Source organism: Azospirillum endophyticum (assembly GCF_016595245.1).
Lineage (GTDB): Bacteria > Pseudomonadota > Alphaproteobacteria > Azospirillales > Azospirillaceae > Azospirillum > Azospirillum endophyticum.
On the sequence record NZ_JAENHM010000004.1, the window covers coordinates 22,990 to 41,733 of the forward strand.

Sequence of the window (18,744 nt, forward strand, 5' to 3'; positions counted from 1 at the left end):
TCATCGTGTCGCAGGGGCAACCCCTAATTCTTATAAGAATATTTCTATAAATGGACAGGTTATGATTGCTACCATTTGGCAATGCAAGTTATCTGTAGAGTTGTGGCGAATTCTGGAGGTTGGTGTGTCCTCGCCGTTTAGTCGCTCGATCCAAGCTCTACGAGGGATTGCCTCCTCGTGGGTCGTTCTTTCCCATATCCTGGTCAACGCGGGCGGTCTGTCGTCCGACTGGCTGTGGGTCGGATTTGCCAAGGCCATGGAGCCTCTGGCAGTTGCCGGCGTGGATTTGTTCTTCGTCATCAGCGGGGCCATCATGGTCATGGTGACCAGCCGGCCGAAGCACTCCACGGCCATCGGGGAGGCAGCCGACTTCGCGTTCCGGAGGATCTTCCGGGTCTACCCTCTATACCTTCTCACACTCGCCGTTACGGCCACCGTTTTCTTCCGGGTCCAGGGGGCCTGGGCTCCCGAAGTCGGCAACCTCCTTGGCATCGCGACCCTGATCGATGGACCCGGGCTGGCGCATCCCGTTGCTTGGACACTCATTTTCGAGGTGCGGTTCTATCTGGTCGTGGCGCTCCTCCTGCTGATCGACCGCTGGCACATGGAGTGGCTCTTCATGGGCTGGATGGCCCTCCAGACGGCAGCTGTTCTCGCTGCCTTAATGGGGTGGATCCCCACGACCTTCTGGACGATGCCCTTCATGATCGAGTTCGTGCTGGGCGCCGCCGCCGGTCTCCTGATCGTCAAGGGAAAGCAGGGGGGGGCCACGCTCAGCCTGATGGTGGGCGCCGCATGGATCGTTGCCGGCTACTCGCTGGTCTTGCTGGACGGCCCCTCGATGGCTCCCTATAGGGCCATCCTCTTCGCGGCTCCCTGTGCGCTCCTGCTGTATGGCATTGTGACGAAGGAACGTGACGGGAAGCTGCGCGTCCCGAAATCGATGAACACCATCGGTGATGCGTCCTACTCGATCTACCTGTGGCATTACCCGATCCTGGTGCTGATCGTTTCCTCCTGGACTCTCAAGGGGACCAGCAGCGGCAGCTTTCTGTACACGGTCACTGTGCTAGCGGTCACCGCGGTGGTGTCTGGGCTTAGTTATTACTGGTTCGAACGTCCGGCCGTCCGAGCCGGACAGGGGGCATATCGGTGGCTGTCCAGGCTCTGTTCCCAGAGGCAGGCAGCATCGGCTGTCGTTTCCGTCGAGGAGGATTTGACGCCTTCCAGGAAGCGCTCCATGTGAATGCGCTCATGGCGTCCATTCGGACCTGGCCGGTGCCGCCGGCCTGTCCGGCACGGTACAGCGAGGCTGTTCACAAGGTGGTAACGCGGCGGAAGCCGGCATCCTCTCCGACCTCTCCGGAAGTCCTTGTTCTAAGCCGGAAAACCAGATGCCGGGAGCTTTGGACACGCTACTTTCAAGGGGATGCGTGCCAACGACGACGAGCGGACCATGACCACGAGCGAGAACGAGACCGTATTGGTGACCGGCGGCGCCGGCTATATCGGCTCCCATGTGGTGCTGGCGCTGCGCGACCAGGGGCGGGCCGTCGTGGTGCTGGACGATCTGTCCACCGGCCGGCGCTCGGCGATCCCGGACGGCACGGCCCTGGTCGAGGGCGACGTCGGCGACAAGGCGCTGCTGGCCGAGACCTTCGCCCGCCACGGCATCGGCACTGTCTTGCATTTCGCCGGCAGCATCGTCGTCCCGGAATCGGTGGAGCGGCCCCTCGCCTACTACCGCAACAACACGGTCAAGAGCCACGCCCTGATCGAGGCCTGCGTCGAGGCCGGGATCGGCCGTTTCATCTTCTCCTCCACCGCCGCCGTCTACGGCATGCCCGACCGGCTGCCGATCGACGAACAGACACCGACCAAGCCGATCAACCCCTACGGCTCCTCCAAGCTGATGACGGAGTGGATGCTGCGCGACAGCGCGGCGGCGCATGATCTGCGTTATGTGGCGCTGCGCTATTTCAACGTCGCCGGAGCCGACCCGCAGGGTCGGTCCGGCCAGGTTTCGAAGGTCGCCACCCACCTGATCAAGATCGCCGCCCAGACCGTCACCGGCCAGCGAGCGGAGCTGCAGATCTACGGTGACGACTACGACACGGCCGATGGCACCTGCGTGCGCGACTATATCCATGTCAGCGATCTCGCCGACGCCCATGTCGCGGCGCTTCGCCATTTGGAGGCGGGCGGCGCCTCGGAGGTGCTGAATTGCGGCTACGGCCGCGGCTATTCGGTGCGCGAGGTGCTGGCGATGGTGGAGCGGGTCACCGGCAAGCCGCTGCCCATGCGCATCGGCCCGCGCCGCGCCGGCGATCCCCCGGCCCTGGTGGCGGGGGTGGAGCGGATCGGCCGCACGCTCGACTGGACCCCGCGCCACGCCGAGCTGGAGACCATCGTCGCCTCGGCGCTCGCCTGGGAAGAGCGGCTGGTCCGCCAGGGCTGAGGTCGCTGGGCCAAGAAAAAGGGCGCCGGTCCAAAAGGCCGGCGCCCTTTTTCACGGACGGTTTCCGTCAGGCGAAGAAGCGGCCGCGGAAATAGGCGATGGTGCGCTCCAGCCCTTCGTCCAGCGGCACGGCCGGTTCCCAGTCCATCAGTGCGCGCGCCTTGGCGATGTCGGGCCGGCGCTGCTTGGGATCGTCCTGCGGCAGCGGCTTGTGCTCGATCGTCGAAGCCGAGCGGGTCAGGCGGACGACCTTTTCCGCCAACTCCAGCATGGTGAACTCGCCGGGATTGCCCAGGTTGATCGGGCCGGTGATGCCGGCCGGCGTGTCCATGAAGCGCAGGAAGCCTTCGATCAGGTCGTCGACATAGCAGAAGGAGCGCGTCTGTTGTCCATCGCCGTAGATGGTGATCGGCTCGCCCTTCAGCGCCTGGATGATGAAGTTCGATACCACACGCCCGTCGTTGGGATGCATGCGCGGGCCGTAGGTGTTGAAGATGCGGATGACCTTGATGTCCAGCTTGTGCTGGCGGTGATAGTCGAAGAACAGCGTCTCGGCGCAGCGCTTGCCCTCGTCGTAGCAGGCGCGCGGGCCGATGGTGTTCACGTTGCCCCAGTATTCCTCGGGCTGCGGATGCACCGCCGGGTCGCCGTAGACCTCCGAGGTCGAGGCCTGCATGATCCTGGCATCGACCCGCTTGGCCAACCCCAGCATGTTGATGGCGCCGTGCACGCTGGTCTTGGTGGTCTGGACGGGGTCGTGCTGGTAATGGACCGGCGAGGCCGGGCAGGCCAGGTTGTAGATCTCGTCGACCTCGACATAGAGCGGAAACGTCACGTCGTGGCGCATCAGTTCGAAATGCGGGGCGTCCAGCAGGTGCAGGACGTTGTCGCGGCTGCCGGTGAAGAAGTTATCGACGCACAGCACGTCGTTCCCAGCCGCCAGCAGCCGTTCGCACAGATGGGACCCCAGGAAGCCGGCGCCGCCGGTGACGAGGACACGCTTTCGGTTGGTGAGGGCCGGCAAGGTTGTCTTCCTGTCTTGGTTGTTGGCATCGGCAGCGTCCGGCGGCCGTCGACGGGCGGCCCCGGCAGCCACAAAGGGCAACGCGGCAGGAGGGCCGCCCGATCCTCTGTCTTCGGCCCTTTGTCTTCAGCCCTTGGTCTTTAGCCTAGCAGTCCGAGCAGGTAGCGCCCGTAGTCGTTCTTCTTCAGCGGTTCGGCCAGTCGGCCCACCTGCTCGGCGTCGATCCAGCCGGAGGTGTAGGCGATCTCCTCCGGGCAGGCGATCTGCAGGCCCTGGCGATGCTGGATGGTGCGGACGAACTCCGCCGCTTCCAGCAGGCTGTCATGGGTGCCGGTGTCGAACCAGCCATAGCCACGGCCCATCTGCTCGACCGACAACCGGCCCTGATCCAGATAGGCGGCGTTGACCGAGGTGATCTCCAGCTCGCCCCTGGCCGACGGCTTCACGGCCGCGGCGATGTCCAGTACGTCGTTGTCGTAGAAATAGAGGCCGGTCACCGCCCATTTGGAGCGCGGCTGGACCGGCTTCTCCTCAATGCTCAGCGCCCGGCCCTGGCCGTCGAATTCCACCACGCCGTAACGTTCGGGGTCGCGCACGGCATAGGCGAAGACGCTGGCGCCATCCGCCTTCTCGCCGGCGGCGCGCAGGATGTTGGTCAGGCCGTGGCCGTAGAAGATGTTGTCGCCGAGAACGAGCGCGCAAGGATCGTTGCCGACGAAGGCGCGGCCGATGATGAAGGCCTGGGCCAGCCCGTCGGGCGAGGGCTGGATGGCGTAGGTCAGGTTCAGGCCCCACTGCGATCCGTCGCCCAGCACCGTCTGGAACAGCGGCTGGTCGTGCGGCGTGGTGATGACCAGGATGTCGCGGATGCCCGCCAGCATCAGGGTGCTGAGCGGGAAATAGATCATCGGCTTGTCGTAGATCGGCAGCAACTGCTTGCTGATCGCCCGCGTTACCGGGTAGAGCCGGGTGCCGGACCCGCCGGCCAGGATGATGCCCTTCATGGTCTTCGTCCTCACGCCTGCGGCGGGTTGGTGAACAGCTCGTCGATCACGCGGTCCAGGCTTTCCTGCCACGGCGGGCAGGAGACGCCGAGCATCTGCTTGGCGCGGCTGCAGTCCAGCCGCGAATTGGCCGGGCGGCGCGCCGGGGTCGGATAGTCGGCGGTGCCGATGGCGGTCAGGCGCGGCCGCTTGCCGGTGCGCTCTTCCAGCCGCCGGAAGATATGCTCGGCGAAATCATGCCAGGTGGTGTAGCCGCTGCCGGTCAGGTGGTAGGTGCCCCAGGCGGCGGCGCCGGTCTTTTCAATCGTCCCGGCGATCTGCACGATGGCGGCGGCGAGGTCGGCGGCGGCGGTGGGGGAGCCGTGCTGGTCGGAGACCACCCGCATCTCCTCGCGCTCCGGGCCCAAGCGCAGCATCGTCTTGACGAAGTTGTTGCCGTAGGCGCTGTAGACCCAGGAGGTGCGCAGGATGACGTGTTCAGGCGTCGCCGCGCGCACCGCCTCCTCGCCCGCCGCCTTGCTGGCGCCATAGACGCCCAGCGGGTTGATCGGGTCGTCCTCGGTGTAGATGCCGTCCTTCGTCCCGTCGAACACATAGTCGGTCGAGACATGGATGAAGGGGATGCCGCGCGCGGCGCAGGCCGCCGCCATGGCGCCCGGCCCGTCGCGGTTGACGGCGAAGGACAGGTCGACCTCGCTCTCGGCCTTGTCGACGGCGGTGTGGGCGGTGGCGTTGACCAGCAGGTCGGGCGCGTGGGCGGCGACCGCCTTTTCCACGTCGCCCGGCCGGGTCACGTCGAACTCGGGATAGGGCAGGCCGACCACATCGGTGCCCGGCGCCCAGTTTGCCCGCATCAGCTCGAAGCCGAGCTGGCCGTTGCTGCCGAGGACGAGGACCTTCATTGGGCGGCCCCCTCTTCCTTGAGGCCGAGCCGTTCGCCCTGGTAGGAGCCGTTGAGGATGGCCTGCCACCAGTCGCGGTTCTCCAGATACCAGGCGACGGTCTTGCGCAGGCCGCTCTCGAAGGTCTCCTGCGGGGTCCAGCCCAGCTCGCGCTCGATCTTGCCGGCGTCGATGGCATAGCGCTTGTCATGGCCGGGGCGGTCGGTGACGAAGCTGATCAGGCGGTCGTGCGGGGCGCCGGCCGGGTCCATCTCGTCGAGATGCGCGCAGATGGCCTGGACGACCTCCAGGTTGGTGCGCTCGTTGTGGCCGCCGATGTTGTAGCTCTCGCCGACCCGGCCCTTCTCCAGAACCAGCCGCAGGGCGCGGGCATGGTCCTCGACATAGAGCCAGTCGCGGATGTTGTCGCCCTTGCCGTAGACCGGCAGTTTCTCGCCGGCCAGACCCTTGAGGATCATCAGCGGGATCAGCTTCTCCGGGAAATGGTAGGGGCCGTAATTGTTGGAGCAGTTGGTCAGCACCACCGGCAGCCCATAGGTCTCGTGCCAGGCGCGCACCAGATGGTCGCTCGACGCCTTGCTGGCCGAATAGGGCGAGTTGGGGCTGTAGGCGGTGGTCTCGGTGAAGAAGCCGTCATCGCCCAGCGTGCCGAACACCTCGTCGGTCGAGATGTGGTGGAAACGGAAGCGCTCCTTGCGCTCGGCCGGCAGCGCCGACCAGTAGCCACGCGCCGCTTCCAGCAGGCGGAAGGTGCCGACCACGTTGGTCTGGATGAACTCGCCCGGCCCGTCGATGGAACGGTCGACGTGGGATTCGGCGGCCAGATGCATGACCGCGTCGGGCTGGTGGGTGTCGAACACCCGCCTCAGCTCGGCGGCGTCGCAGATGTCGACTTGCTCGAAGGCGTAGCGCGGATTGCCTTCGGCCCCCGGCAGCGAGGACAGGTTGGCCGCATAGGTCAGCTTGTCGACGTTGACGACGAAGGCGTCGGTTTCGGCGAGAAGCTGGCGGACCACCGCCGAGCCGATGAAACCGGCGCCGCCGGTGACGAGAATGCGCGTCATCAAATCACCCTGCCCCAACCATGCCGAAAATCGAAAAGCGGTCCGCCCTGGTAGCGTGGGGACCGTCCCCACTCCATAGCGCGGTCAGAACAAATCGCCAAGCCGGGCGAGGGTCGGATGCTTGTGATCCTTGTCCGACAGCCGCGCCTTGTCCGCCGGTACCGGCCAGTCGATGCCGAGGTCCGGGTCGTTCCACAGCAGGCCGCGGTCATGCTCGGGCGAATAATAGTTGGTCACCTTGTAGATGACCTCGGTGTCGGGCTCCAGCGTGCAGAAGCCGTGGGCGAAGCCGACCGGCACCAGGATCTGGTTCCACTCCGCCGCGCTGATCACCGCGCTGACATGGCGGCCGAAGGTGGGGGAGTCCTTCCGGATGTCGACCGCCACGTCCAGGATGGCGCCGCGCACCACCCGCACCAGCTTGTCCTGGGCGAAGGGCGGCAGCTGGAAATGCAGGCCGCGCACCGTGCCGACCTCGGCCGACAGCGAGTGGTTGTCCTGCACGAAGTCGTAATGCAGCCCGGCCGCCTCGAAGGTCTTCTTGGTGTAGGTCTCCGAGAAGAAGCCGCGATGGTCACCGAACTTCTTCGGGCGGATGATCTTGATCTCGGGAATGTCGAGGGAAACGACGTCCATGCTTCATCTCCGGCTGGCGGCCGGGCGGATCGGACGCCAGCGGCACGGTTTGGCAAACATTGGTGCGCAAGGGCAGGCGCAGGGACAGGCAGAAGGGCGGACGCCGGGGATCAGCGGGCGCCCGTGAGTTCCCCCAGCTTCTGCCTGATCCGGCCATTGGTCCGGAGCTGGCGGTGCAGGTCCTGGATCGACAGGCCGTTTCGCGGATGCGGCAGGCCGAGCTGCGCCTGGATCGCGACCGACACCGCGGTCATCTCCTTGCGCTCGCGGATGCGGCGCTGCACCGTTTCGTAGAGCGCCAGCTTCTCGCCATCGAGCCCGCCGGCCTGGCCGACGGTGTTGCTGCCGTCGGTCTTGTAGACGTAGTAGCCGATCTCCGTGCCGATCAGCGAGAAGTCCGCAGGATGCTGGGCGCAGATCCGCAGGAGCAGATCGTAATCCTCCTCGATCGTCAGCGTCGGATCGAAGCGCAGGAGATCGGCGGGAAGCTTCGAACGGTCGATCAGATAGCTGTGGATCGGACAGAAATTATGGTCGAACAGATCGCCCAGATCCCGCCCCCGGTATGTGGGGGTCTGCGGCCCGATGGTGCGGAAGAAGCGGTCGCGCACCTCGACCTGCATCACCTGGACCGAGGCGAAGGCGATCGCCGCCTCGCGGTCGCGCAACTGCGCCGCCAGCAGCTCGTAAGCCTCGGGGAACAGCAGGTCGTCGTAATCGAGGAAGGCGAGATAACGTCCCCGGGCGGCCTCCACCCCGCAGTTGAGCAGATGGGTGCGGGCGTCGGCGATCCCGTCCTGGTTCCAGTTCCGCACCGTCAGGCTAGGGGCGCCGGGCAGCTGCAGCAGCGGGGCGAGCCCCGCTTCGGTCGCCGCGACCTCGGCCGGGCTGAAGCGCTGGAGCACCAGGACGATGTTGAGCGGTCGGTAGCGCTGACCGACCAGGGAGAAGACGCAGCGCTCCAGCTCCGCCAGACGGCGGATGTCATGGAAGCGGACGATGCAGTCCAGCAGTTGGGTGTCGTCTTGCATGCCGTGCATGAGTTTACCAGCGCGCCTTTGCGAAGCTGAAATGGTGCGAGAAGTCGGCGTAGCGCCGCCAGTCGGCGGGCACCGGGGTCGGCTGTGCGTCCGGCGGCTGATGGCCGAGGCCGCGCAGTTCGCCGGTCACCCAGCTCTGGAAGGCCGGCGGCGCTCCCCACTTGCGCGCCAGAAGCACCCCGGAGTCGTGGATCATGCGGAGGACGGCCGGATTGCGCGGCCGGTTGGTCACCTCGTGCAGGAACAGCGCCGTCGGGCAGCTGCGCAGGACGAAGCCGCCGGCCCGCGCCCGCCAGGACAGATCCACGTCCTCGCAATACATGAAGAAGGTCTCGTCGAAGCCGCCAAGCTCCTCGAAGGCCCGGCGCGGGATCATCAGGCAGGCCCCCGACAGCCAGGGAGTCTCGAAGGTAAAGGGGTCGTAGGGCTTGGGATGCTCGACCGGGAACTGTAGGGCCTCGACGAGGGCGCGGTCCTGCTGGGCTTGCATCATGCGCAGCAGCGCCAGGATCGCGTCCGGGTGGAAGGCGCCGTCGGGGTTGGCGGCGATGTAATGGTCGGCATCTGAGGCGAAGGCGGCGGCCATCAGGCGGTTGTGGCCGGCGCCGAAGCCGATGTTGCCCGCAGTTTCCAGCCGGTGGACGGCCGGGTCGCCGGCCGTCATCGCCGCGCTCGACGATCCGTTGTCGATGACCAGGATGCGGCCGTCGGTCGGGCAGCCGGCCTTCGCCAGGGCGATGCGGGTGCTCTGGACGATGCGACGGACGGCATCCTCGTCGTTGTTATAGGTGACGATGCCGACGGCGACGGTGGCCGGTGCGACCGCGCGGTCCAGCCCGAGGGCTCCGGCGCTGCGGCGGTCGATCAGGGCGGGATCCGGCTGGGCGATCGGCACCGGATGGACGGCGCGCGGCGCCGGCAGGTCGGTGCCGGTCAGCTTGAGGCCATGCTCGACGATGAAGCGGTCGAGGTCGGCCGGGCCGGCGATCGCCGCGATCGCCGGAGTGTTGGGGTACAGCGCGGGGACGGCGATCTTGAGCCAGCCGAAGCCGGCGCTCTCGCAGACGTGGAAATAGCTGCGCTCGATGGCGTGGGCGAGCGTGCCGTCGATCTGGCCGCGCTCCTCGGCGAAGTCCTCATAGGACAAGTCGAGGTCGAGCAGCGGCTTCAGCGCGGCGGCGCGGGCCCAGAACATCGAGCCCGAGGGGAAGTCCAGCACCTGGGTCTCTTCCAGCGACAGCCCCAGCCGGACCATCAGCCTGGCGGCGTAGGGGAAGTTGTTGCCCCAGTTGATCCAGTGGCGGACCGGCTCGAAATGCTGGGCGGCGACCATGCCGAGGTCGGGGCGCTGGACGAAGGCGCCGATGATGCTCTCGACGATCTCCGGCGAGCCCAGCATGGTCTCCAGCAGCTGGCCGCGCCAGTTGGCCAGCACCGAGGCATGGTCGGACTGCTTGGAATGCAGGTGCAGGACCAGGTCGTAGCGGTCGTAGACGTCGCGGAACCCGAGGAGCTTGGGCGCGATGTCCCGGCCGCGGTTCGGAGTGACGCGGACCTCGACCGTGCCGCGGTCCCAGCCGGCGAAGGCCTTCTCGATCACCGACTTCTTGAAGGGGTCGGAGGTCGACAGGAACAGGTCGGCCGGGACCGGGATGTTCAGGAAGTAGCGGCGGAACTCCACCGCCAGGTTCTCGTGGAACAGGTGGCAGACGATGGCGACGGCCGGCGGCGTGCCGCCGGCCCCGGCCAGGGGCAGGCGATAGCCGAACGGCACGGCGACGCTGTGGTCGGTCTCGATCGGGCGGGCGACCTCGGGGAAGGAGGGGGCCTCCAGCGCCGCCGGGACGGCGACCGGCGTCTGGCCGCCCTGGACCTGCTGGATGATCCGGCGCCAAGCCGGGCGAAGGCCCTCGCGGTGCAGGGCGTCCAAGGTCTGGCGCCGGCAGTCGGGGCGGGCCAGCAGCATCGGCAGGGCGCGCCGGGAGATGCCGACGATGAAGCGTGCCTTGACGGCGGCGGTGCGGGAGCGGGTACTCGCCCAGCGCAGGCCCGCGGTCGCCCGCCAGGAGGTCGAGCGCTCCATGGCGTCCAGCCGGTGGGTCTGGCGGGCGATCTCCGCCTGCGCCTCGGCCAACGCGTCCTGAAGCGCACGCGCATGCGCCGTCTGGCGCCGGATCTCTTCCTCGGCGGCGGCGAGCTGATGCTCGCGCTCGCCCAGCGCATCCATCAGCAGATGGAGCTGCCGGTCGGTCTGGGCCTGCAGCGCGTTGATGTCGGCAGCGAGCGCATCAATCTCGGCGTCGCGGTCGGCGGCATGGGCCCGCAGCGTGCCGATGTCGGCGTCGCGGTCGGCGACCCAGCCGGTCAGCCGGTCGATCGTCGCCTCGCGGTCGGCGACCTGCGCGGATAGGGCGTCGGCATGCCTGGTGTAGTCGCCGATCTGCTTCAGCCGGTGTTGCGCCCAGAAGCGGTCGACCAGACCCTGCCCCAGCCGGTCGAAATGGCGCCGGACCAGGGCTTGGCGGTCGCGATTGCCAGTCACCTCGAACAACCAGCGCAGGGCGGGCGGCATCGCCTCGGGCTTGCCGACATAGGCCACGCCCAGGCCGTTGGAGTGCAGGAAGGCGAAGGAGGGATAGGCGGCACTCACCTCCTCCCAGACCTGCCAGACGCCGAAGCCGCGCTCGCGCACATTGATGTCGTGGAACAGCACCAGCCCACGGCCGCTCATCTTCGGCAGCCAGCTGCGAAAGTCCTGGCCGACCGCCTCGTAGGTGTGCAAGCCGTCGATGTGCAGCAGGTCGATGCCGCCGTCCGGGAAATACTCCAGCGCTTGGTCGAAGGTCATCCGCAGCAGGCGCGAGAAGCCGGCGTAGCTGGCGTCATGGTGGGCGCGCAGGTCGTCATAGACCTCGTCGCCGTAAAGGCCGGCGTGGGGGTCGCCTTCCCAGGTGTCGACCGCATAGCAGGAGGTCGACAGGCCGCAGGCGGCGATCGCCTGGAGGAAGGCGCAGTAGGAGTTGCCGCTGTGGGTGCCGAGTTCCACCAGGGAGGCGGGCCGCAGGGCGTCGATGATCCAGAAGGCGAAGGGGATGTGCCCGATCCAGGGGGGCGGGAAGACGAGCCGGTTCGGTTCGCTCAGCACGATGGGCCGGTAGAGGGCCTGCAGATCCTGGGGGGGCGCCTCGGGGCGGTCTTCGGGACGGCCCTCGATCGGTGTGGCGTCAGGATGGAGGCTGAAGGCGGGCTCGGGCATCTGAGGCGGCATATCCGGCTGGTTCTGGGAGTACGGAAGAGACGATGGCGCGGTGCGTGTCCCCGCCCGGCCGGTACCGTCCCGGGGGGCCGCATCGGCGTCAGGAGGATGGGGGCTGGAAACGGGGCCGGTCGGCCGGCTGGCGCACCTCGCAGCCGGCAGGCTGGGCGGCTTTGTGTTGGGTGGCGCCATGGCGTCTTGAAGGCCTGTCCTGTCCCGACCGAGTTCTCACGCATTCCGTCGAGCGGCACGACAACCGACAGCAATGACAAGAGACCACAAGAAGCTGTGGCTTATCGTCAAACCCCCTGCCCTGTCAACCTGGACCCCCGGCCACTCCGGTGCCGCGAACCGGTGCTGCGGAAGGCCTTCCGCGCCGGTGCCGGTCAGGCCGGGCCGGCCTGCTTGGCATCGCCCACACCATTGCCGGCCCCATTGCCGGCGACGGCGCCGTCGATGGCGATGTCCAGCATCGGAATGCCGACCAGCCCCTGGACCACATGGCTGGAATGGACCTTGAAGAACAGCGCGTCCTCGATCCAGTGATGCTGCACATGGTCGTTCTGCGTGCCTTCGGCGAGAGCGACGGTGATCGAAAAGTCGCCGCTCGGCAGATAGGGCATCTGGAAGCGGAAGCGGGCGGTGAAATTCTGGCCGGCCGCTATGCGGAGGGGGGTGAGCTGATAGGTGAGATGGGTGTTGTCGCCGAACAGGTTCTGGCCGAGCCGGTCGCGGACATAGAAGCCGACGATCGGCTGGAACACCTCCTTTTCGGTGTGGCAGATCACCTCCAGGACGATCTCTTCGCCGCCTTCCAGCGTGCTGAGCGGAGCGTGGCTGCCGTCGAGCAGACGGACACTGGTGATGCTGGCCCCGCGTTCGCCGAACCAGGGCGCATCGGGATTGAAATCGAAGATTTCGATGGCGTTGCGGTGCTGCGAGCCTTTCAGCAGCTCGGCGCGGGCATCCTCCACCGGCTCCTCGCGCTTGGCCTGGGGCAGCGCCTGGCGGGCGCCGCCGATGCGGAAACCGCGCGAAGTGTCCTGGTCGCTGTACAGAGCGGCGAGGTAATCGTGGCAGACTTCCTTGGCCGGGCCGATCGCCCGCACCGACCCGTTGTCCAGCCAGACCACCCGGTCGCACAAATTCACCACCTGGCCCGTGTCGTGCGACACGAAGAACAGGGTGCCGCGCTCCTTGAAGCGGTGGATGAAGCGCATGCATTTCTGGGTGAAGGAGGCGTCGCCGACCGCCAGGATCTCGTCGACGATCATGATGTCGGCGTCGACATGCGCCGCCACCGCGAAGGCGAGGCGGGCGTACATGCCGCTGGAATAGAGCTTCACCGGCTGTTCGATGAAGTCGCCGATGCCAGCGAATTCGGCGATGGAGTCGTAACGCTCGGCGATCTGCTCGTTCGACAATCCCAGCACCGAGGCGGCGAGATAGACGTTCTCGCGCCCGGTGAATTCGGGGTTGAAGCCGGCGCCCAGCTCCAGCAGCGCGGCGATGCGGCCGTCGACCACGATGCGTCCGGAGGTCGGCGTCAATGTGCCGCAGAGGAGCTGCAGGAAGGTCGACTTGCCCGAGCCGTTGCGGCCGATCAGCCCGACCGTCTCGCCGCGGCGGACCTCCAGATCGACGCCGCGCAGCGCCCAGTACTCGTCGTAGTATTTGCGCCGGCCGCGCACCAGCATCTGCTTCAGCCGGTCCTGCGGGCGCTTGAAGATGGCGTAGGCCTTGCCCAGCCCCTCGGCGCGGATGACGACAGGGGTGTCGGCGGCAGGGGAAGCGGCGGCGGGGGTTGCGGTCTCAGACGACATCGGCGAACCCCCGGCGGGTCTTCATGAACCAGAGATAGCCGAGCCACGCCACCACCCAGGCGCCCAGCGTCGCCAAGCCCCATTCGACCGGCGACGGGACGCGGCCCCAGAACAGCAGGTCCTTCGACTGCTCCAGGATCGCGGTCATCGGGTTCAGGTGCAGGATGGCGCGGAAGCGCTCGGGGATCGCGGTCATCGGATAGAAGATCGGGCTGAGGAACATCAGCACGGTCACGCCCACCGTCACCACCTGCCGCAGGTCGCGCAGGAACACGCCGGCGGCGGCGAAGAACCAGCTCAGCCCCAGCGTGGTCAGGCAGAGCGGCGCCAGCACCAGCGGCAGCAGCAGGGCCGTCGGTGGCGGCAGCCCGGCCACCAGCAGGTGGAACACCACCAGGATGACGAAGCCGATGCCGGCGTTGAACAGCGCCACCGCCAGCGACACCAGCGGCAGGATCTCCAGCGGGAAGACCACCTTCTTGATGTAGCTGACATTCTCCAGCAGCAGGCCGGGCGCCCGGTTCAGGCATTCGCCCAGCACGTTGAACAGGATCAGACCGGAGAACAGCAGCAGGGCGAATTCGGTGTTGCTTCCCCCTGTCGCCCCCCAGCGTGCCTGGAACACCACCGAGAAGACGAAGGTGTAGACTGTCAGCATCAGGATCGGGTTCAGCACCGCCCAGACGATGCCCAGCACGGATCCGCGGTATCGGGCGTCGATCTCCCGCCGGGCCAGCCGCAGGATCAGCGACCTGTGATGCCAGGCGGTCTGGAAAAGGGCAAAGGGACCGGCGCCGAAACCCGCCACCTTAGGGTTTCCCGACTGAGAGTTAAACAATTTAAAGTATTCCCCGTCTGCGGCCGGCCGACCATACCCCCCGCCTCCACGGCGTTCAAGCGAAAGCATCCGGGACGCTTGGAGGCCATGGGGAGAGGGGTTGAAGGGAGCGGCGGAGGCCCGGAGGAGAGAGCGTTTCCCGACAAGAAGGGTCGGGGGAACAAACCTTCGGTTTTCCCCGTTTACCCGAAAGATCGGATGAGTGGTGACTTCAGCCAAGGATTTTCGTTATCACAAAAGAAAACTATATAATAAACATTTGGGAATTTCATACTATAAGAGCTAATTCCACAGACAGTGAAGGAGTGATGCGCCCTATACGTATCAGTAGAGTACAAATACCAATCAGAAGGTATTTTCCTATTATCAAGATAGAGACATTCATTATCACGAGTCTGCCACCAGAGATGCGACGCACCATTGATGGCGGTATCGGTATGTCTGTACACCCATGGGGTTAGATCCGGATTAGAACTAAAAAAGCCCATCCGATGGGACCATAACTGGCCTTGAGAGGTGGCGATTGCCCGATTTGCAGGAAAGACGCACCGATTGCCGATGCCCGGGAAAAATTGGGCTGCCCGGTGGAGCGGTGACGCAAAAGGAGGCCGTTGTGTTTTGGAATACAAAGACGCTGACAGCCGATCATTATGCCGCGTCGTTAAGAAACCATTTCGGCGATGGTGCCGCCCATCGACTTCAGAGAGAGATCGGCTTTGTCGGGAAGCGGCTTTTTAGACTTCCAAGCACGGAAAGATCGAGCTTCTTCGATCCCTGGTTCACGGAAGACAATGCCCGTCATCTGCGGTCGGTGGCCCGGTCGGTTCGCGGGATCGCGGCGGAGGCCTCCGGCACCGCCGCCGCCGTTTCCCGCTCGGCACCCCGCATCGTCTTCCTGCACGGGGTGATGCCGCGCAGCGGCACCAACTATCTCCAGAGCCTGCTGGAGCTGCATCCCGACGTGGCGGTCAATCCCTACGGCGTCCGCGAGCTTCCCTTCCTGAACACGGTCGAGGACGCGCGCGCCTATGAGGGGCGCTTCCTGCGCCTTTACCAGCGCAACCGGGAATCGTTCCGCGACCTGGAGATGTTCTGCTATATGGTGAGCGGCTTCCTGCGCCGCATCGAGAGCGAGTTCCCGGCGGACAAGACGGTCCTGATCAAGTCGCCCCACACCCGGATGATGCGCTATTTCCCCTACCTGTTCCCGACGGAGCGCTGCCTGATCGTGCTGCGCGACGGCAAGCGTGCGGTCCAGTCCACCATCGACACCTGGCCGCTGCGTTTCCTGGGGCGGACCTTCGCCGACGTCTGCCGCGAATGGAGCTTCGGCACCGAGGCGGCGCTGGAGGCGCAGAGCCGGATGAGCGCCGACGCCTGCCGTCTGGTCCGCTTCGAGGACGCGGTGGCCGCCCCCGACGGCGCGGCCCGCGACCTTATGCGCTTCCTGGATCTGGACGAGGGGCGCTATCCGTTCGAGCGGATCGGCGAACTTCCCATCCTGGGATCGTCCCGCGTCTCGCGCCGCGACGGCGAGGTCAGCTGGACCCCCGTCAAGAAACCCGAAGGCTTCGATCCGTCGAAGCGCCCGATCGACTGGTCGCGCAAGCGTCGGACCGTGTTCGACGCCGTGGCCGGAGACATGCAGAAGAAGGCCGGCTATGCTGCTTGATCCATTGCTCGACACCCGCCCCGCGGCCCGGGATCTTCCCGGTCCCGGCCCCGCAACGGGCCCCGTCCCCGGTCATGAGGACCGCTTGCCCGCCATCCTGACCACGCCGGCCCGCCTCACCCATCTCCAGCGGCTGGAGGCGGAAAGCATCCACATCATGCGCGAGGTGGCGGCCCAGTTCCAGAAGCCGGTCATGCTCTATTCGGTGGGCAAGGACAGCTCGGTGCTGCTGCATCTGGCGATGAAGGCCTTCCACCCGTCGAAGCCGCCCTTCCCGCTGCTGCATGTCGACACGACCTGGAAGTTCCGGGAGATGATCGCCTTCCGCGACCGCATGGCGCAGCACTTGGGTGTCGACCTGATGGTCCACATCAACCAGGAGGGCGTGCGCCAGGGAATCGGCCCGGTCAGCCATGGCTCGGCCGTCCACACCGACGTGATGAAGACTCAAGGGTTGAAGCAGGCGCTCGACGCCCACGGCTTCGACGCCGCCTTCGGCGGGGCGCGCCGCGACGAGGAGAAGAGCCGCGCCAAGGAGCGCATCTTCTCCTTCCGGACCTCCAACCACCGCTGGGAGCCGAAGAACCAGCGGCCGGAGCTGTGGAGCCTCTACAACGGGCGCATCCACAAGGGCGAGAGCATCCGCGTCTTCCCGCTGTCGAACTGGACCGAGCTGGACATCTGGCAATACATCCACCAGGAGAACATCCCGGTGGTGCCGCTCTATTTTGCCAAGCCCCGTCCGGTGGTGGAGCGAGACGGCACGCTGATCATGGTCGACGACGACCGCCTGCCGCTGAAGCCCGGCGAGACGCCGGAGATGGCCTGGGTGCGCTTCCGCACGCTCGGCTGCTATCCGCTGACCGGGGCCGTGCGCAGCACCGCCGCCACCCTGCCCGAGATCATTCGCGAGATGCTGCTGTCCACCAGCTCCGAACGGCAGGGCCGCGTGATCGACCAGGATGCCGCCGCCTCGATGGAAGCCAAGAAGCAGGAAGGCTACTTCTGATGCTGAAGGAACTCGATCCCGCCACCGCTCCTGCGGATGCCGCCCCTTCGGATGCCGCCAATGAGGTGCAGGAGTATCTGGCCCGCCAGAACGGCAAGGACCTGCTGCGCTTCATCACCTGCGGCTCGGTGGACGACGGCAAGTCCACGCTGATCGGCCGGCTGCTCTACGACTGCAAATGCCTCTTTGAGGACCAGCTGGCCAGCCTGGAGGCGGACTCCGGCCGCTTCGGCACCACCGGCGCCGGCCAGCTCGACCTCGCCCTGCTGGTCGACGGGCTGGCGGCGGAGCGCGAGCAGGGCATCACCATCGACGTCGCCTACCGCTTCTTCACCACCGACCGCCGCAAGTTCATCGTCGCCGACACGCCGGGCCACGAGCAGTACACCCGCAACATGGTCACCGGCGCCTCCACCGCCGACGCCGCGGTGCTGCTGGTCGACGCGCGCAAGGGCGTGCTGACCCAGACCCGGCGCCACAGCACCATCGTCTCGCTGCTGGGCGTCCGCCATGTCGTGCTGGCGGTCAACAAGATGGACGCCGTCGGCTGGAGCCGCGAGACCTTCGAGCGCATCGCCGCCGACTACCGCGTCTTCGCCCAGCGCATCGGCATCACCGACGTCACCTGCATCCCGGTCTCGGCGCTCACCGGCGACAACGTCACCAAGCCGTCGGAGCACATGGCCTGGTACGGCGGCCCCACCCTGCTCGGCCATCTGGAGAGCGTGGACGCCTGCGCCGAGGAGAAGCTCGGCGCCTTCCGCCTGGCGGTGCAGTGGGTGAACCGGCCGAACCAGGATTTCCGCGGCTTCTGCGGCACGGTGGCCGGCGGTGCGGTCCGCCGAGGCGACGACGTCGCCATCCTGCCCAATGGTCGGACCAGCCGGGTGGCGCAGATCGTCACCATGGACGGCGAGCTGGAGACGGCGCTGCCCGGACAGGCCGTCACCCTGGTGCTGGCCGACGAGGTCGACGCCAGCCGCGGCGACATGATCGTCGCCGCCGCCGGCCGGCCGGAGGTGGCCGACCAGTTCGCGGCGCATGTGGTGTGGATGGACGAGCAGCCGCTGCTGCCCGGCCGCTCCTACCTGCTGCGCGCCGGCACGGCGACGGTCGGCGCCCAGGTGACCGAGCTGAAGCACGCCATCAACGTCAACACCCAGGAGCATGCCGCCGCCAAGCACCTGGATCTCAACGACGTCGGCTTCTGCAATCTGGCGCTCGACCGGCCGATCCCGTTCGACGCCTATGCCGACAGCCGCGAGACCGGCAGCTTCATCCTGATCGACCGGCTGACCAACGCCACCGCTGGCTGCGGCATGATCCGCTTCCCGCTGCGCCGGGCCTCGAACATCCACCGCCACGCCTCGAAGCTGGACAAGGCGGCGCGGGCCGGCGGCCTGCAGAAGCCTTGTGTCCTGTGGTTCACCGGCCTGTCCGGCTCCGGCAAGTCCAGCGTCGCCGACCGGCTGGAGCAGGAACTGCACCGGCTCGGCCGCCGCACCATGATCCTCGACGGCGACAATGTCCGCCACGGCCTGAACCGGGATCTGGGCTTCACCGACGAGGACCGGGTCGAAAACATCCGCCGGGTGGCGGAGGTGTCGAAGCTGATGGTGGAGGCCGGGCTGATCGTCCTGGTCAGCTTCATCTCCCCCTTCCGCGAGGAGCGCCGCATGGCGCGTTCGCTGGTGGAGGACGGCGAGTTCCTGGAGATCTTCATGGACACGCCGCTGGAGGTCTGCGAGGCCCGCGACCCCAAGGGCCTCTACAAGAAGGCGCGTGCCGGCCAGCTCCCCCACTTCACTGGCATCGACAGCGCCTATGAGCCGCCGGAAGCCCCGGAGATCACGCTGAAGGGCGGCGAGCACGGCACCGACGAGATGGTCGCCCAGGTGATCGAGGAATTGCGGCGGCGCGAGGTGATCTGAGGGGCGGCGTAGAGGCACCGTGCCGGACAGGGGCGACCGGAGCGCGCGGGTTTTCCCAATGGCTTTCTAGGCTTTTGATTTTTCCGT

The 18,744-nt window shown here is 66.7% G+C and carries 15 protein-coding genes; 5 read left to right on the forward strand and 10 right to left on the reverse strand.

Features of this window, described 5'->3' with window-relative positions:
- Positions 1-61: 61 nt before the first annotated feature.
- Entirely contained in the window at positions 62-1,246 is a 1,185-nt protein-coding gene (locus JHL17_RS01315; RefSeq protein ID WP_200190252.1) for an acyltransferase family protein, read from the forward strand.
- Between the two features lie 210 nt (positions 1,247-1,456).
- Entirely contained in the window at positions 1,457-2,458 is a 1,002-nt protein-coding gene (galE, locus tag JHL17_RS01320) for a UDP-glucose 4-epimerase GalE (protein ID WP_200190253.1), read from the forward strand.
- Between the two features lie 67 nt (positions 2,459-2,525).
- Here galE and JHL17_RS01325 read toward each other — a convergent pair whose 3' ends face one another.
- The 10 genes from JHL17_RS01325 to JHL17_RS01370 all read right to left on the reverse strand — a co-directional run bounded on the left by JHL17_RS01325 (position 2,526) and on the right by JHL17_RS01370 (position 14,847).
- On the reverse strand, positions 2,526-3,482 hold the full coding sequence (locus tag JHL17_RS01325; RefSeq protein ID WP_200190254.1) for a UDP-glucuronic acid decarboxylase family protein: 957 nt from the start codon (positions 3,480-3,482) through the stop codon (positions 2,526-2,528).
- Between the two features lie 140 nt (positions 3,483-3,622).
- Positions 3,623-4,486, reverse strand: a complete 864-nt coding sequence (rfbA, locus tag JHL17_RS01330) for a glucose-1-phosphate thymidylyltransferase RfbA (protein ID WP_200190255.1) — start codon at positions 4,484-4,486, stop codon at positions 3,623-3,625.
- Positions 4,487-4,497: 11 nt separating this feature from the next.
- Positions 4,498-5,388: a dTDP-4-dehydrorhamnose reductase gene (gene rfbD, locus JHL17_RS01335; RefSeq protein ID WP_200190256.1), complete on the reverse strand. Its 891-nt coding sequence runs from the start codon at positions 5,386-5,388 to the stop codon at positions 4,498-4,500.
- Positions 5,385-6,452, reverse strand: coding sequence for a dTDP-glucose 4,6-dehydratase (rfbB, locus tag JHL17_RS01340; protein WP_200190257.1), 1,068 nt, complete (start codon positions 6,450-6,452; stop codon positions 5,385-5,387). The genes rfbD and rfbB overlap by 4 nt, the downstream gene beginning before the upstream one ends.
- 84 nt (positions 6,453-6,536) lie before the next feature.
- A complete protein-coding gene (gene rfbC / locus JHL17_RS01345; protein WP_200190258.1) occupies positions 6,537-7,088 on the reverse strand; it encodes a dTDP-4-dehydrorhamnose 3,5-epimerase in 552 nt (183 codons plus the stop codon).
- 110 nt (positions 7,089-7,198) lie between these two features.
- Complete coding sequence (locus JHL17_RS01350) at positions 7,199-8,128, reverse strand: glycosyltransferase family 2 protein (RefSeq protein ID WP_200190259.1); 930 nt, start codon at positions 8,126-8,128, stop codon at positions 7,199-7,201.
- A 4-nt stretch (positions 8,129-8,132) separates the two neighbouring features.
- The gene (locus JHL17_RS01355) at positions 8,133-11,384 is read right to left on the reverse strand and encodes a rhamnan synthesis F family protein (protein WP_200190260.1); all 3,252 of its coding nucleotides are present in this window, start codon (positions 11,382-11,384) and stop codon (positions 8,133-8,135) included.
- Positions 11,385-11,770: 386 nt separating this feature from the next.
- Positions 11,771-13,207, reverse strand: coding sequence for an ABC transporter ATP-binding protein (locus JHL17_RS01360; protein WP_200190261.1), 1,437 nt, complete (start codon positions 13,205-13,207; stop codon positions 11,771-11,773).
- On the reverse strand, positions 13,197-14,015 hold the full coding sequence (locus JHL17_RS01365) for an ABC transporter permease (RefSeq protein ID WP_200190262.1): 819 nt from the start codon (positions 14,013-14,015) through the stop codon (positions 13,197-13,199). Before JHL17_RS01365 ends, JHL17_RS01360 begins: the two co-directional genes overlap by 11 nt.
- Before the next feature lie 691 nt (positions 14,016-14,706).
- Positions 14,707-14,847, reverse strand: coding sequence for a hypothetical protein (locus JHL17_RS01370; RefSeq protein WP_200190263.1), 141 nt, complete (start codon positions 14,845-14,847; stop codon positions 14,707-14,709).
- Positions 14,848-14,856: 9 nt separating this feature from the next.
- On the opposite strand from JHL17_RS01370, the gene JHL17_RS01375 reads away from it, so the two are divergent.
- The 3 genes from JHL17_RS01375 (at position 14,857) to cysN (ending at position 18,657) form a co-directional block, all read left to right on the forward strand.
- Positions 14,857-15,717 (forward strand): sulfotransferase, encoded by an 861-nt coding sequence (locus tag JHL17_RS01375; protein ID WP_200190264.1) that lies wholly within the window; start codon positions 14,857-14,859, stop codon positions 15,715-15,717.
- 157 nt (positions 15,718-15,874) lie between these two features.
- Positions 15,875-16,726 (forward strand): sulfate adenylyltransferase subunit CysD, encoded by an 852-nt coding sequence (gene cysD / locus JHL17_RS01380; RefSeq protein WP_247893251.1) that lies wholly within the window; start codon positions 15,875-15,877, stop codon positions 16,724-16,726.
- Positions 16,726-18,657, forward strand: a complete 1,932-nt coding sequence (cysN, locus tag JHL17_RS01385; protein WP_200190265.1) for a sulfate adenylyltransferase subunit CysN — start codon at positions 16,726-16,728, stop codon at positions 18,655-18,657. Before cysD ends, cysN begins: the two co-directional genes overlap by 1 nt.
- The last annotated feature ends 87 nt before the right edge of the window (positions 18,658-18,744 follow it).